Below are 13,962 nucleotides of genomic sequence, written 5' to 3'. Positions count from 1 at the left end.
CCCAGCGTTCAGTAACTTGGCGGCGACAGAGTCCCCTGAAGCGCCCCGCCTTGCGGGGCGTTTTGCTTTATGTGGGCCGACCAACGGAGCGGGTCCGGGTAAATATGCTACAAGTGCACCATGCATAAGGGATGGCGCAGACCCTTGTTTCCACCGGCCAACGCAAATCCCCTATAATCGGATGAAGCTTATGCGCGGGCGATATTAGCGCAGTGTCAATACGAAGGAATACTTTATGCTTTATCAACTGCACGAGATGCAACGCTCCTTCCTGACCCCGCTGATGCAGTGGGCCGATGCGTCCTCGAAACTGTTCTCCAATCCCGTGTCGCCGTTTGCGCACACCCCATTTTCCCAGCGTATCGCCGCCGGCTACGAGCTGATGTACCGTCTCGGCAAGGAATACGAAAAACCGGCCTTTGGCCTCAAGACCACCACCATCAACGGTGAAGAGGTCGGCATTGTCGAGCGCATCGTCGTCGACAAGCCGTTCTGCAAGCTGCTGCACTTCAAGAAAGACATGGGCGACGCCGCCTTCGCCGCGCTCGATCAGCCGTCGGTGCTGGTCGTGGCGCCATTGTCCGGCCACCACGCGACACTGCTGCGCGACACCGTGAAAGCCCTGCTGGTCGAGCACGACGTCTACATCACCGACTGGACCGACGCCCGTATGGTGCCGCTGTCCGACGGCCCGTTCCACCTGGACGACTACGTGTTCTACGTCCAGGACTTCATCCGCCACCTGGGCCCGGACGTGCACGTGATCTCGGTGTGCCAGCCGACGGTGCCGGTGCTGGCCGCGATCGCCCTGATGGCAAGCAACAAGGACCCCAAGCTGCCCCGGACGATGACCATGATGGGCGGCCCGATCGACCCGCGCAAGTCGCCCACCGCGGTCAACGACCTGGCCATCGAAAAGCCGTATTCGTGGTTCGAGAACACCGTGATCTATTCGGTGCCGGGCAATTACCCGGGCTTCGGCCGCAAGGTCTATCCGGGCTTCCTGCAGCACGCCGGCTTCATCGCGATGAACCCGGGCCGCCACGCCCAGAGCCACCGCGAGTTCTACCAGCACCTGGTGCGCGGTGACGATGACTCGGCCGAGGCGCACCGCAAGTTCTACGACGAGTACAACGCCGTGCTCGACATGCCGGCCGAGTACTATCTCGATACCATCAAGACCGTGTTCCAGGACTACAGCCTGCCGAAGGGCACCTGGAAAGTCGGCGGCCAGCTGGTGCGTCCGCAAGACATCGAGTCGGTCGCCCTGCTGACCGTCGAAGGCGAGCTTGACGATATCTCGGGCCTGGGCCAGACCAGCGCCGCGCTGACCCTGTGCAGCGGCATCCCGAAGGAAAAAAAGCACGACTTCGTGGTCGAGAAAGCCGGCCACTACGGCATCTTCTCGGGCCGCCGCTGGCGCGAGATCGTGTGTCCGAAGATTACCGAGTTCATCCGCGCGAACGGCTGAACCGGGGACGAACAACGCAAAAGCCGTGGCATGCCACGGCTTTTTTTCTTGCTCGCTCGGCTTCAGCGTCCCGGCTTCAGCGCCCCATGACCACCTGCGCCACGCGCCCGGTCGCGATCGCGACCAAGGCATAACTTTCGCCGGCATCGACCCACTGGTGCCCGCGCGGCGGCTTGGTCAGCCGCAATGCGCGCCAGTCTTCGACCACGTGCTGGTGCGCCTGGTAGCGTGCCGGCAGGCGCTCGCCGCGCCGCACTTCCCCGGTCGCTTCCACGCTGCGGTAGCGCGTCGGACTCAAATGCGCGACCTGCGCACGTCCGGCCTGCGCGTCTTCATCCGCCTTGGCGTCCCGCTGCAGCAAGCCATCGCCTGCCGAAAAGATGGCGGCGAACAGCAGCGGCCCAATCAACTCGTTCATGTCCCATCCCCGGTGATCCAGCGTGAGCCGACAGTACAGCAGGATTGTGACAAGTCGTCTGTTAGCTCTCCCACGTAGCGAATGGATGAGCGCAGCCGGGTCCGCCAAAAGGCCGTCCGGTCGCATCCAGCCCCGTTTTGGCGGATAATGTCGGCTTGACCAGATTGAATCGCCCGCAGATCCTCCCCCCCGTGACCAGCCCCCTCGCCGACCAGCTCGAAGACCTGCTGCCGCAGACCCAGTGCACCAAATGCGGCTATCCCGCCTGCCGCCCGTATGCCGAGGCCATGGCGCGCGGCGAAGCCGAGATCAACCAGTGTCCGCCGGGCGGCATGGAAGGCGTGCGCCGCCTGGCCGCCGCGACCGGACGCGCGGTCATTCCGATCAATCCGGCCAACGGGGTCGAGCGAGCGCGCCCGGTCGCCTTCATCGACGAATCGCTGTGCATCGGCTGCACGCTGTGCATCCAGGCCTGCCCGGTCGATGCGATCCTGGGCGCGGCCAAGCAGATGCACACCATCCTGCCGAGCCTGTGCACCGGCTGCGACCTGTGCGTCGCGCCCTGCCCGGTCGACTGCATCGCGATGATTCCCGTCACCGGCGAACGCACCGGCTGGGACGCCTGGAGCCAGCAGGACGCCGACGCGGCGCGCGAACGCCACGATTTCCGCACCGCGCGCCTGCGCCGCGAGCGCGAGGAAAACGATGCCCGCCTGGCCGCCAAGGCCGTCGAAAAAATGCGCGCGGTGACCGCCGAAGTGACGAACACCCCGGAAGAACTGGCCGAGAAGGAGCGCAAGCGCGCCATCATCGCCGCCGCCATGGAACGCGCCCGCCTGAAGGCGGCCGGCAACCAGGACAAGAACTGAACCAGATGAATCCCGCCAAACGCCTGGAAATCTTTACCCGCTTTCGCGCCGCCAATCCCAAGCCGACCACCGAACTCGAGTTCACGACCCCGTTCGAACTGCTGATCGCGGTGCTGCTGTCGGCCCAGTCGACCGACGTCGGCGTCAACAAGGCCATGCGCCGTCTGTTCCCGGTAGCGAACACGCCGCAGGCGATCCTCGACCTCGGCATCGACGAGCTCAAGACCTATATCTCGACCATCGGCCTGTACAACACCAAGGCCAAGAACGTGATGGCGACCTGCCAGATCCTGGTCGAGCAATACGGCGGCGAAGTGCCGCCCGTGCGCGAAGCGCTGGAATCGCTGCCGGGCGTCGGCCGCAAGACAGCCAACGTGGTGCTCAATACCGCTTTCGGCGAGCCGACCATGGCGGTCGACACCCACATCTTCCGCGTCTCGAACCGGACCAGGATCGCGCCCGGCAAGAACGTCGACATCGTCGAGCAGAAGCTGTTGAAATTCGTGCCCAAGGACTTTTTGCACGACGCCCACCACTGGCTGATCCTGCACGGCCGCTACACCTGCGTGGCGCGCAAGCCAAAGTGCTGGAACTGCCTGATCGCGGACCTGTGCGAGTTCAGGGACAAGACGCCGGCGCCGGCCGGCGTGCTCGATCCGGCGGTGGCCGCGGCCAACGCGGCGACTTAGCGTCGCAACTTAAACCCGGGTTTCGCCGCTGGCGAACGACGCGCGCACGATGCGTCCGTCGACCACCTCGTACACGCACAGCATCTCGACCGTGCCCTTCCCTTCGGGGAAGTTGCGGGTGACGATCTCGAGGTCAGTGACGAAGTTGCCGAGCACCGTGCGCGACAGCAGGCGCGCCTGCAGGTCGGGTTCGACAAAGCGCGCTTCGTAGCGCGGACGGATCTGGTCGTGGCCTTCGGCCAGCAGCGCGCCGTGCAGGGCGAATTGCTGCGCGTTGGGCGCATAGGTGGCCATCAGGGCGTCGAGGTCCTTGGCGTTGTAGGCGTCCAGTTGGGCCTGGACCACGGCGAGAGGGGAAGTTGGCGTCATTGGCATTCGATCGGTAAGGAAGCGCGCCGCCGCTTGTCCGGACGATCCGGGCAACACGGGCGCGTGCGCATCTTACGCTGTCTGGCGTGCGCCGTTAAGCGAGCGCCTTGCGCCATGGCGCGGCCGGCGCCGCTTGCGGCTGCTGTTCGACCTTGAACACGCTGACTACCTCGTTCAGGGCCACGGTCTGGTCGCGCAGCGACTGCGCCGCGGCGGCGGCTTCCTCGACCAGGGCCGCGTTCTGCTGGGTCGCGCTGTCCATTTCCGTCACCGCCTCGTTGACCTGGGCGATGCCCTGGCTCTGTTCGCTGCTGGCGGCGCTGATCTCGCCGATGATGTCCATCACCTGGCGCACGCTGGCGACGATCTCGCCCATCGTCGCCCCGGCCTCGCCGACCAGGCGGTTGCCATCCTCGACGCAGGTGGCCGATGCGGCGATCAGCTCCTTGATCTCCTTCGCCGCGACAGCCGAACGCTGGGCCAGCGTCCGCACCTCGCCGGCGACGACCGCGAAGCCACGACCCTGCTCGCCCGCGCGCGCCGCTTCGACCGCGGCGTTGAGCGCCAGGATATTGGTCTGGAAGGCGATGCCATCGATGACGCCGATGATGTCGGTGATCCGGCGCGACGAGGCGCTGATCGAGGCCATGGTGCCCACCACTTGCTCGACCACCTTGCCGCCCTTGGCCGCCACGTCGCAGGCCGATACCGCCAGCTGGCTGGCCTGGCGCGCATTGTCGGCGTTCTGGCGCACGGTCGAGGTCAGCTCTTCCATGGACGAGGCGGTTTCCTCGAGCGCGCCGGCCTGGCGCTCGGTGCGCGCGGAGAGGTCGAGGTTGCCCTGCGCGATCTCGTGCGAAGCCACGGCGATGCTCTGCGCGCCGCCGCGCACCTGCAGCACGATGCGCTGCAGGCTGGCCGACATCTCCTTCAGGGCCAGCAGCAGCTGGCCGGTCTCGTCGTCGCTACGAACCGTGATCGCGGTGCGCAGGTCGCCGGCGGCCACGCTGCGCGCCGCTTCCACCGCCGCGTCGAGCGGCCGGGTGATCGAGCGCGACACCAGCACGCCGGTCGCCACCGCCGCCAGCGCGCCGAGCAGCATCAGGCTGTAGCTGAGCGTGGTCGCGCGCGCGCCGACGGCGTCGGCCTGCCGCACGCTGGCGGCGCTGAGCGCCGACATCTTCTTTTCCGCCTGCACCAGCAGTTCGGCCGGCGCCCGGTCCTTGCCCTTGACCGCCACGTCGCCGGCGGCGGGGTCGAAGCCGGCCGCGACGAAGTCCTGGTAACCGCGCCGGTAATCAAGGCCCATCTGCGCATGCGCGGCGCCGAACCGCGCCACCAGCGTGCGCACTTCTCCTTCGGGCAGGCTGGCCAGCAGGGCCGCGACCTGGGCGGCCACCTCGGCTTCGTTCTGCTGGAACGCGGCCCAGTACTTGTCGCGCTCGCCATCATCCTTGCCGCGCAGGAGCGTGTTCTTCCATTCCTGGAGCTGCTTGCGGAAGTGGGCCAGCATGGCCTCGACCTGCGTCGATTGCCCTTCCATGGCGACCGGACGGAGCGGTTCAGCTGGCTCATGCCGAAGAAACCGGCGCAGGCGACGAGCAGGGTGACGGCTGCAAAACCCAGGGGGAGCTTGCGGCTTAGCTTCATGTGGTGATCCTGAAAAACTGGGAATGCGGCCCGGCTGGGCGGATATGCACAGTGTATAGGCTGGCGGGCGGTTTATCACCGCCAATGGAGCTTTCCAGACGGAAAGCGATACGGAACAGCGCTTATGTCCTGTCAGCGACACATCGCTGGCAGGAGCAAGCGCTTACTGATTACAAAAGCACCATATTGTCGCGGTGAACCAGCTCAGGCCCCTCGACGAAGCCCAGGATGCGCTCGATCTCTGTCGAGGAATGGCGCATGATGCGGCGCACCTCGCTGCTGGCATAGTTGGTCAACCCGCGTGCCAGCGGCTTGCCGGCCTCGTCGACGCAGGTGATCACCTGGCCGCGGCCGAACTCGCCGTTCACGGCCAGCACGCCGATCGGCAACAGCGACTTGCCCTCTTTCGTCAGCTTGGCCACGGCGCCGGCGTCGATCACGACTTCGCCCGTGGTGTGCAGGTGGTCGACCATCCACTGGCGGCGCGCCGTCAGGCGACCGGTGGCGGCCAGCAATTGGGTGCCGATCGCTTCGCCGCCGGCCAGGCGCGTGAGCACGTCCGGCTCGCGGCCCCAGGCGATCACGGTATGGGCGCCGGAGCGCGCCGCGCGCTTGGCGGCCAGCACCTTGGTCAGCATGCCGCCGCGGCCGATGCTGCTGCCGGCGCCGCCGGCCATCGCCTCCAGGGCCACGTCGCCGGCCTGGGCCTGCCCGATCAGCTGGGCGTCAGGATCCTTGCGCGGGTCGGCCGAGTACAGACCGGGCTGATCGGTCAGGATGACCAGGGCGTCGGCCTCGATCAGGTTGGCGACAAGGGCGCCGAGCGTGTCGTTGTCGCCGAACTTGATCTCGTCGGTGACGACGGTGTCGTTCTCGTTGATGATCGGAACCACGTTCAGGCGCAGCAAGGTGGTCAGCGTCGAGCGCGCATTCAGGTAGCGTTCGCGGTCGGCCAGGTCGGCGTGGGTCAGCAGCACCTGCGCGGTTTTCACGCCGTGGGCGCTGAAGCTGGATTCATAAATCTGGGCCAGGCCCATCTGGCCGCAGGCGGCGCAGGCCTGCAATTCATGGATGTCGGTCGGGCGTTTGGTAAAACCGAGGCGCAGCATGCCCTCGGCGATGGCGCCCGAGCTGACCAGGACGACGTCCTTGCCGAGCGCGCGCAGTGCGGCGATTTGAAAGGCCCAGCGGGCGATGGCGGTATGGTCGAGGCCCCTTCCCTCGTCGGTGACGAGGGAGGAGCCGACCTTGACGATGATGCGGGAGGCTTGGTGCAGTACGGAATTCATGGCGACAGGATTTTCCCCCGCGGTCGCAACGCGAGCAGGGAAAGTCCTGCCAGCAGTTCAACCGCGCAGACGACTAATAATACCCCCGAGGGCAAGCCGATCGCGAAAGCCGCAACGAGGCGGCCGGCCGGCTGGGCCAGGAGGAACAGGGCAGTAAGGTCGCCGAGGATGGGCTGGTCGCCCTGCCTGGCCGCCAACAGCGCCAACCCCGCGGTAGCGAGGCGGATGCCGACGTAGATGGCGTAGAACTGGCTGTAGCCGTTCACGCCGACGAGAAACAGGCCCATCGCGGCAGCGATGCGGTCGGGATCGAGCATGGCCGCGAGCGCGGCCAGCGAACTGGCGGTCGCGACCAGCTGCAACAGCTGGCCGCGCAGCCAGGCGCGGGTCCATTTGGTGGCAGGTAGTACGCTTGCGCTCAAGTTCAGTCTTCGATGATCTTGAAGCGTGGATCGTCAGGATCGATCGACGAGATGCCGCGCGCTTCCTCGGTCATCGAGGTTTCTTCGGCGCGCTGCTCGGAATGGCGCTTTTCTTCGAGGTGCAGGTAGATCGCGTTGATCAGGTCCTGGCAGCCTTCGCGGTTGAGGGCCGAAATCTCGAACACGGGGCCTTTCCAGGCCAGGCGCTTGATGACGTCCTTGACGCGCTTCTTGCGCTCGGCGTCGTCGAGCACGTCGAGCTTGTTCAGCACCAGCCAGCGCGGCTTGTTGAGCAGCTCTTCGTCGTACTTTTCGAGTTCCTTGATCAAGGCCTTGGCTTCCTTGACCGGATCGACCTTCTCGTCAAACGACGACAGGTCGACAATGTGCAGCAGCAGGCCGGTGCGCGCCAGGTGGCGCAGGAACTGGTGACCCAGGCCGGCGCCTTCGGACGCGCCTTCGATCAGGCCCGGAATGTCGGCGATCACGAAGCTCTTTTCGTGCGACACGCGCACCACGCCCAGGTTCGGGTGCAGGGTGGTGAACGGATAGTCGGCGATCTTCGGCTTGGCGTTCGACACGGCCGTGATGAAGGTGGACTTGCCGGCATTCGGCATGCCCAAGAGGCCCACGTCGGCCAGCACCTTCAGCTCGAGGCGCAGGGTGCGGCGCTCGCCATCCTTGCCCTCGGTCTTCTGGCGCGGCGCGCGGTTGGTCGAGGTTTTAAAGTGGATATTGCCCCAGCCGCCCTCGCCGCCCTTGGCCAGCAATTCGGTCTGGCCGTGCTCGGTCAGGTCGGCGATGATCTCGCCATTATTGTCGTCGATGATCAGCGTGCCGACCGGCATGCGGATAGTAATATCTTCGGCGCCCTTGCCATAGCAATCGGAGCCGCGGCCCGGTTCGCCGTTCTTGCCGGTATGGACTTTCGAGTAACGGAAGTCGACCAGGGTATTCACATTGCGGTCGGCAACCACGTAGATCGAGCTGCCCTTGCCGCCGTCGCCGCCGTCCGGACCGCCGAATGGGCGGAACTTCTCGCGACGGAACGAGGCGCACCCGTTGCCGCCGTCGCCAGCGATGACTTCAATTCTTGCTTCGTCAATAAACTTCATGATTGTGACCGCTAAAAAACTAAAAAGGCCCTACCGTGGGCAGAGCCTTTCGATGGAAGGCTTGCGCCTTGCAAAGAAGCGCCGCTGATGCGGCGCAAATGCGTTATTACGCTGCGACTGCTTCGTTAGCAACGACGGTCACGAACTGCTTCGAGCCCACGCCTTGCTTGACGAACTTGACGGTACCGTCGACCAGCGCGAACAGGGTGTGATCCTTGCCGGTGCCGACGTTGGCGCCAGCGCGCACTGGGGTGCCGCGTTGACGGATGATGATGCCGCCGGCGTTGATTGCCTGGCCGCCGTAGACTTTCACGCCAAGGCGTTTGCTTTCTGAGTCACGGCCGTTGCGGGTAGTACCGCCGCCTTTTTTGTGTGCCATTGTATTACTCCTTGATGACTAATGCTGGGAACCGGACGGCGATTAGCCGTTGATCGAAACGATCTGGATTTCGGTGAAGTTCTGGCGATGGCCCTGACGCTTCTGGTAGTGCTTACGACGGCGCATCTTGAAGATACGGACCTTGTCGTGACGACCATGCGAAACCACTTTCACCAGCACCGTTGCACCTTCGACCAGCGGAGCACCAAACTTGATGCTGTCGCCCGCGCCAACGGCGAGGACCTGATCGATCGTGAGTTCGGAACCAATGTCAGCCGGTATCTGTTCTACTTTAAGTTTTTCACCAGCGACAACTTTGTATTGCTTGCCACCGGTTTTTATGACCGCGTACATGATTTGAAACCTCATCAAATGTTAAAAGAATCCGCCAGCAACAGAGCCCCGCGCAAGCGCGCTGGACTGTTCGTAAGCCGGGGAACAGGGGATTATACATAAATCGCCGCGATGCGTCAAAAGCGACTGACGATCTCTTCCGTACGTGGCATGCCGCCAACGCCGCACCGACGCCCAGGATCCGCTCAAGAGCGAGCTCTACCCTGCCGGTGGGACGGATATCCCTTGCATACCGTATAATCGCGGCACTCTTATAGTTAACCCACGTTTCGCAGGTCAGCCTTGTCAGCCGCCACTCAACACGCCCAACAGAACTCCATCGTCCAGTCGATCGCCCCAGACATGGAGGCCGTCAACACGGTGATCCGCCAGCGGCTGCATTCCGACGTCACCCTGGTGAACCAGATTGCCGAGTACATCATCAGCGCAGGCGGCAAGCGCATCCGTCCAGTGCTGGTGCTGCTGCTGGCCAATGCCTACGGCTACCGCGGCACGGCCCACCACGAGCTGGCCGCCGTGGTCGAGTTCATCCACACCGCGACCCTGCTGCACGACGACGTGGTCGACGAATCCTCGATGCGTCGCGGCCGCCAGACCGCCAACGCCCTGTTCGGCAATGCCGCCTCGGTGCTGGTGGGCGACTTCCTGTACTCGCGCTCGTTCCAGATGATGGTCGGCCTGGACAATATGCGCGTGATGCAGATCCTGTCCGACGCCACCAACGTGATCGCCGAAGGCGAAGTGCTGCAGCTGCTGAACATGCACGACCCGGACGTGACCGAGGCCGCCTACCTGCTGGTGATCCGCTCCAAGACCGCCAAGCTGTTCGAAGCGGCGGCCGAGCTCGGCGCACTGGTGGCCGGCGCCAACGACGACCAGATCGCCGCGGCCGGCGAATACGGCCGCTCGCTGGGCACGGCCTTCCAGCTGATCGACGACGTGCTCGACTACGCGGGCGACGCCGCCGAGATCGGCAAGAACCTGGGCGACGACCTGCGCGAAGGCAAGCCGACCCTGCCGCTGATCTGGCTGATGGAGCATGGCACGCCGGAACAGCGCGCGCTGGTGCGCAACTGCATCGAGCAGGGTGACGAGCAGCAATTCGATGCGGTGCTGGCGGCAGTGACGTCCAGCGGCGCGCTGGATTACACCCGCAAGCAGGCCGAGGAAGCGGCCCGCCGCGCGTCGAATGCGATCGCCGATTTGCCCGACAGCGTCTTCAAAAACAGCCTCCTCCAGCTCAGCAGCTTCGCTGTTGACAGGAACCACTAAGTGATTTTATAGTAATGCCTTCCCGGGGTGACCTGTAAAGACACCCCGAACCGTCGGGGTGTAGCTTAGCCCGGTAGAGCGCTACGTTCGGGACGTAGAGGCCGGAGGTTCGAATCCTCTCACCCCGACCATTTCTTCTCGTTGATTCTCAACGATTTTCCTTGGTTCTCAAGGACTTACAGTACCAATGTCGCGAGTGAGTGTTACACCAGCTGAGGAGCAAGCTGTGTGTAGCCACCTAATCAAACGCGGCAGCCGGTATTCGATTCGCCGCAAAATCCCTGTTGACTTGCAGAGCCATTACGGCCGCACCCAAATAGTCAAAGCACTTGGCACCAGTGACCGCCGCGAAGCTGAACAGCTTTGCCGTATCGAGGGTGTCAAGTTCGATGTGGAGTTCGCGAGCGTTCGTGCCGCGCTTGCCGCTTCCGCTCCAACTCAGCCCACGCCTGCACCGCCCGCGCCACTGGTTCGCCCATTCGGATCAACGCGGATGAGGTTGCATCGCGAACGCTCGGCCCACCGGCGGGACGCTGCTGCTGCACAGGGTTATGAGGCTCTGGCCGCGTTCAATGAACGAATGAGGCGCGGCCTTGACGATCAAGAAGTGATTCTGTGTGGCGATTCAGGGAAGTCTGGCCCTGATCCAGTCGAGCCAAGTCGGGGGCATGGTGATGCTTCGCGGGCTGTCTTGGTCTTCATCGTCGTAGTAAGTTAATTTGTCCGTCTCAATACCGATGGGTTCATGTCCCGGCTCTCCATCCCAAAAGACCTTGTAGCGTCTCCTTGCAAGAAGCGCCCCTTGCTCATTAAGGACAGTCAGCTGAACGGCTTCCATACCATCCCCAAAGAAGGGACTGTTGTCCACTCCGCTTCCACAAATGTTGATGATGTATTTCTTGCCATTAAAAACTTTGACCCCGCCATTTAATTTCTCGTTGTAGTTGTTAATACGGCAGTCAGTTCCATCCCCATGACCGCCAATCAACGTCCCTACTGAGAAAACAACAACAAGCCAAATAATGACAATGGGGGTCATCTTGATAAATTCTTGACTTGGGGATTCAGCAGTTTTAAAGACCCTAAAAGCTTTGTATCCAAAGAAGACAAGGATACCAAAGACAAGTGCAAGCCCTGTCTCTTTGGCAAAGTACAGCGAGGCTAGAACAAGTCCGTTGTGGAATCGGCGCGGGAGAAACCAGTCAATGACAATCCATACTAAAATCAGAACAATGATTGAAGCAAGAATTAAGGCCAAATTCTTTAGCGACTTGTAAAAGTATTCCCGCATGGTCAACATACCGTGTCCGCTTTGAATACGGCTGATTGGTTGGAATTACTGCCCCCGAACATCAGCCGTTTGGTTTACATGCTTCTTCCAAAGTTAGTTTGATTGGCTTTGGCAGCTTGACTTTCTTAGGTTCCGTGTAGATTGCGAAATCGCCACCTCGGCCAAATTTCTCTCGCCATTTGTGATAATCGCTATTGCGAACGGGATAGTACACGTCCTGTGTGCGCATCTCGCCGAACATGCCCTTGAGGATGTCAACAGGCTTGTCGAAACCATCTTCCGTGTATGGGCCGTTCCCCCACTGTATGTCCTCGCCATAGTTGGCCGCAAGATCCGACGCAACAGCAGTCGGAACAAGTATTACACCGTTCCGGTTCCAATGGCCCAGGTATTGAGAAGCTTTCTTGCCCGGCTTGTCAGCAGCGGTTGTAAACTGATACAGGCAGCGATTGAAAACTGATACACCATTTTGAGAAGATGGCCGCTTTGCGGAGCGGCCTTGAAACCCAAAGAGGTGTACGTGGAAATCCAACTACTGAAGAAGCATGGGTTAAGCCTTCGGCAGATCGCCGCCGAGGTAGGCTGTGCAGTGAACACGGTGCGCCGGCACCTGGCCCTGGAGGCCGTGCCGAAGTACGAACGCAAAGTCAAACGCCAGACGAAGCTGGCGCAGTTCGAGCAGTACCTGAGGGATCGGCAGCAAGCTGCTCAGCCCGACGTGATTCCAGCCACCGTGCTGTACCGCGAGATTGCCGCGCGCGGCTACGAGGGCGGCATGAGCCAGTTGAGGGCCTTCGTGCGCACCTTGCGCCCGGCGCCTCCCGCCGATCCGGTGGTGCGTTTCGAGACGGCGATGGGTGAGCAGCTGCAGGTGGACTGGGTCGAATTTCGTAAAGGCAGCGCGCCATTGCACGCGTTCTGCGCGACGCTCGGCTTTAGCCGGGCCAGCTACGTGGAGTTCGTCAACAACATGAAGGTGGATACCCTGATCGCCTGCCACGAGCGCGCCTTTGCAGCGTTCGGCGGCGTGACGCGGCGGGTCCTGTACGACAATATGAAGACGGTGGTACTGGAGCGCGATGCGTACGGTGAGGGCGAGCACCGCTTCCACGCCGGCTTCCTGGACTATGCCAGGCATAGCGGCTTCGTGATCAAGCTGTGCCAGCCGTACCGGGCCAAGACCAAGGGTAAGGTCGAGCGGTTCAACGGCTACCTGCGCCGATCGTTCTATGTGCCGCTGGCGAGCCGGCTGGCACAGAGCGGCCAGAAGCTCGACGTCGTGACGGCCAACGTCGAGGTGGCCCACTGGCTGCGCGAAGTGGCCAATGCGCGCATCCACGGCACGACCGGAGAACCGCCAGCCGAAGCCTTGAAGCGGGAAGTGGAGCACCTGCAAGCGCTGCCGGCACCGTGGCGGGCGGACATCGCGGCAGCCAGGCCGCAGCCGGCTGCTGCAGCACCTGCGGCGCCGCGGCCGGCAGCAGTGGTGGAGCGGATCGCGCAACCTTCTCCGGTACAGCATCCGTTGCAGGTGTATGACGCGCTGCTGGTGCGGGTATCGGAAGGGGTGGCGGCATGAACCTGCAGCATGAGCGTATCGCGGCGTTGTGCGAGAGCCTGAACCTGCCGTTCGTGGCACAGGGCTACGGCGCCGCAACCCAGAAAGCAGCGAAACAGGAGATGGCCTACAGCGACTTCCTGGAGGGGCTGCTGAGGGAGGAAGCAGCTGGGCGCAACGTGCGCAAGCAAAACACGATGACCCGTCTGGCAGGATTCCCCGTGGTGAAGACGCTGGACGAATTTAACTATGACTTCGCCAAAGGCGTAAAGCGCAGCCAAGTCGAGGAGCTGGCCGGCCTGGGATTCGTCGAGCGGCATGAGAACGTGGTACTGGTCGGGCCGAGCGGTGTAGGCAAAACGCACCTGGCGATGGCACTGGGTTACAAGGCCACGCAGGCCGGCATCAAGACGCGCTTCACGACGGCGGCCGACCTCATGCTGGCACTGACGACGGCGCATACGCAGAACAATTTGAAAGCGGTGATGCACCGCGCGATCAAGGCATATCGGCTCTTGATCATCGACGAGATAGGTTACTTGCCGATGAACCGGGAACAGGCCAACCTGTTCTTCCAGGTGATCGCGGCCTTGTATGAGCGCAGCAGCCTGATCGTGACCAGTAACCTGCCGTTCGGACAATGGGACACGACCTTTGCGCAGGATACGACGCTCACCGCGGCCCTGCTCGACCGGCTGCTGCACCATGCGCATATCGTGCCGATTGCAGGTGAGAGCTACCGGCTGAAGCACCAGCGACAGGCCGGGATGATGAGGGGGAGCGATGTTGCAGAAATGGGCTGAACACGGACGGTGT

At 62.9% G+C, this 13,962-nt stretch carries 17 protein-coding genes and 1 tRNA gene; 8 read left to right on the top strand and 10 right to left on the bottom strand.

Annotated elements, in window-relative coordinates:
• The first annotated feature begins 235 nt into the window (after positions 1-235).
• Positions 236-1,471 (top strand): polyhydroxyalkanoate depolymerase, encoded by a 1,236-nt coding sequence (locus HMPREF9710_RS17350; RefSeq protein WP_005668454.1) that lies wholly within the window; start codon positions 236-238, stop codon positions 1,469-1,471.
• Between the two features lie 76 nt (positions 1,472-1,547).
• On the opposite strand, the gene HMPREF9710_RS17345 is transcribed toward HMPREF9710_RS17350, so the two are convergent.
• Positions 1,548-1,889 (bottom strand): RcnB family protein, encoded by a 342-nt coding sequence (locus HMPREF9710_RS17345; protein WP_005668452.1) that lies wholly within the window; start codon positions 1,887-1,889, stop codon positions 1,548-1,550.
• 191 nt (positions 1,890-2,080) lie between these two features.
• Between HMPREF9710_RS17345 and rsxB the strand changes: the two genes are divergently transcribed.
• Both rsxB and nth read left to right on the top strand, forming a co-directional pair.
• Positions 2,081-2,758, top strand: a complete 678-nt coding sequence (rsxB, locus tag HMPREF9710_RS17340; protein WP_051205134.1) for an electron transport complex subunit RsxB — start codon at positions 2,081-2,083, stop codon at positions 2,756-2,758.
• 5 nt (positions 2,759-2,763) lie between these two features.
• The gene (nth, locus tag HMPREF9710_RS17335; RefSeq protein WP_005668448.1) at positions 2,764-3,447 is read left to right on the top strand and encodes an endonuclease III; all 684 of its coding nucleotides are present in this window, start codon (positions 2,764-2,766) and stop codon (positions 3,445-3,447) included.
• A gap of 9 nt (positions 3,448-3,456) precedes the next feature.
• On the opposite strand, the gene HMPREF9710_RS17330 is transcribed toward nth, so the two are convergent.
• The 7 genes from HMPREF9710_RS17330 to rplU form a co-directional block, all read right to left on the bottom strand.
• On the bottom strand, positions 3,457-3,816 hold the full coding sequence (locus tag HMPREF9710_RS17330) for a nuclear transport factor 2 family protein (protein WP_005668447.1): 360 nt from the start codon (positions 3,814-3,816) through the stop codon (positions 3,457-3,459).
• A 94-nt stretch (positions 3,817-3,910) separates the two neighbouring features.
• Complete coding sequence (locus tag HMPREF9710_RS17325) at positions 3,911-5,359, bottom strand: methyl-accepting chemotaxis protein (RefSeq protein ID WP_005668445.1); 1,449 nt, start codon at positions 5,357-5,359, stop codon at positions 3,911-3,913.
• Between the two features lie 277 nt (positions 5,360-5,636).
• Positions 5,637-6,755 carry a glutamate 5-kinase gene (proB, locus tag HMPREF9710_RS17320; protein ID WP_005668443.1) on the bottom strand — a complete coding sequence of 373 codons (1,119 nt, stop codon included), beginning with the start codon at positions 6,753-6,755 and terminating at the stop codon, positions 5,637-5,639.
• Positions 6,752-7,177 carry a hypothetical protein gene (locus HMPREF9710_RS17315; RefSeq protein WP_005668441.1) on the bottom strand — a complete coding sequence of 142 codons (426 nt, stop codon included), beginning with the start codon at positions 7,175-7,177 and terminating at the stop codon, positions 6,752-6,754. Before HMPREF9710_RS17315 ends, proB begins: the two co-directional genes overlap by 4 nt.
• A 2-nt stretch (positions 7,178-7,179) precedes the next feature.
• Positions 7,180-8,292 (bottom strand): Obg family GTPase CgtA, encoded by a 1,113-nt coding sequence (cgtA, locus tag HMPREF9710_RS17310; RefSeq protein ID WP_005668439.1) that lies wholly within the window; start codon positions 8,290-8,292, stop codon positions 7,180-7,182.
• Between the two features lie 106 nt (positions 8,293-8,398).
• A complete protein-coding gene (rpmA, locus tag HMPREF9710_RS17305) occupies positions 8,399-8,671 on the bottom strand; it encodes a 50S ribosomal protein L27 (RefSeq protein ID WP_005668438.1) in 273 nt (90 codons plus the stop codon).
• A 42-nt stretch (positions 8,672-8,713) separates the two neighbouring features.
• Positions 8,714-9,025 carry a 50S ribosomal protein L21 gene (gene rplU / locus HMPREF9710_RS17300; RefSeq protein ID WP_005668436.1) on the bottom strand — a complete coding sequence of 104 codons (312 nt, stop codon included), beginning with the start codon at positions 9,023-9,025 and terminating at the stop codon, positions 8,714-8,716.
• 282 nt (positions 9,026-9,307) lie between these two features.
• Here rplU and ispB point away from each other — a divergent pair, with 282 nt between their 5' ends.
• The 3 genes from ispB (at position 9,308) to HMPREF9710_RS28930 (ending at position 11,015) form a co-directional block, all read left to right on the top strand.
• Entirely contained in the window at positions 9,308-10,297 is a 990-nt protein-coding gene (gene ispB / locus HMPREF9710_RS17295) for an octaprenyl diphosphate synthase (RefSeq protein WP_005668435.1), read from the top strand.
• Between the two features lie 54 nt (positions 10,298-10,351).
• Positions 10,352-10,428, top strand: a tRNA-Pro gene (locus tag HMPREF9710_RS17290).
• A 56-nt stretch (positions 10,429-10,484) separates the two neighbouring features.
• Complete coding sequence (locus HMPREF9710_RS28930) at positions 10,485-11,015, top strand: DUF6538 domain-containing protein (protein WP_370660080.1); 531 nt, start codon at positions 10,485-10,487, stop codon at positions 11,013-11,015.
• On the opposite strand, the gene HMPREF9710_RS28265 is transcribed toward HMPREF9710_RS28930, so the two are convergent.
• A complete protein-coding gene (locus tag HMPREF9710_RS28265; protein ID WP_005668433.1) occupies positions 10,923-11,597 on the bottom strand; it encodes a hypothetical protein in 675 nt (224 codons plus the stop codon). The genes HMPREF9710_RS28930 and HMPREF9710_RS28265 overlap by 93 nt on opposite strands.
• Before the next feature lie 52 nt (positions 11,598-11,649).
• The gene (locus HMPREF9710_RS27990) at positions 11,650-12,120 is read right to left on the bottom strand and encodes a DUF6402 family protein (RefSeq protein WP_157225635.1); all 471 of its coding nucleotides are present in this window, start codon (positions 12,118-12,120) and stop codon (positions 11,650-11,652) included.
• On the opposite strand from HMPREF9710_RS27990, the gene istA reads away from it, so the two are divergent.
• Positions 12,088-13,167, top strand: a complete 1,080-nt coding sequence (istA, locus tag HMPREF9710_RS17280) for an IS21 family transposase (protein WP_005663623.1) — start codon at positions 12,088-12,090, stop codon at positions 13,165-13,167. The two genes, HMPREF9710_RS27990 and istA, sit on opposite strands and share 33 nt — an antisense overlap.
• Positions 13,164-13,949: an IS21-like element helper ATPase IstB gene (istB, locus tag HMPREF9710_RS17275; protein ID WP_005663619.1), complete on the top strand. Its 786-nt coding sequence runs from the start codon at positions 13,164-13,166 to the stop codon at positions 13,947-13,949. Before istA ends, istB begins: the two co-directional genes overlap by 4 nt.
• Positions 13,950-13,962 lie beyond the last annotated feature (13 nt).

Source organism: Massilia timonae CCUG 45783, from assembly GCF_000315425.1.
Taxonomy (GTDB): Bacteria; Pseudomonadota; Gammaproteobacteria; order Burkholderiales; family Burkholderiaceae_D; genus Telluria; species Telluria timonae.
Note: the sequence above shows the minus strand (reverse complement) of the source record. Positions and strands in the feature narration are given on the sequence as shown.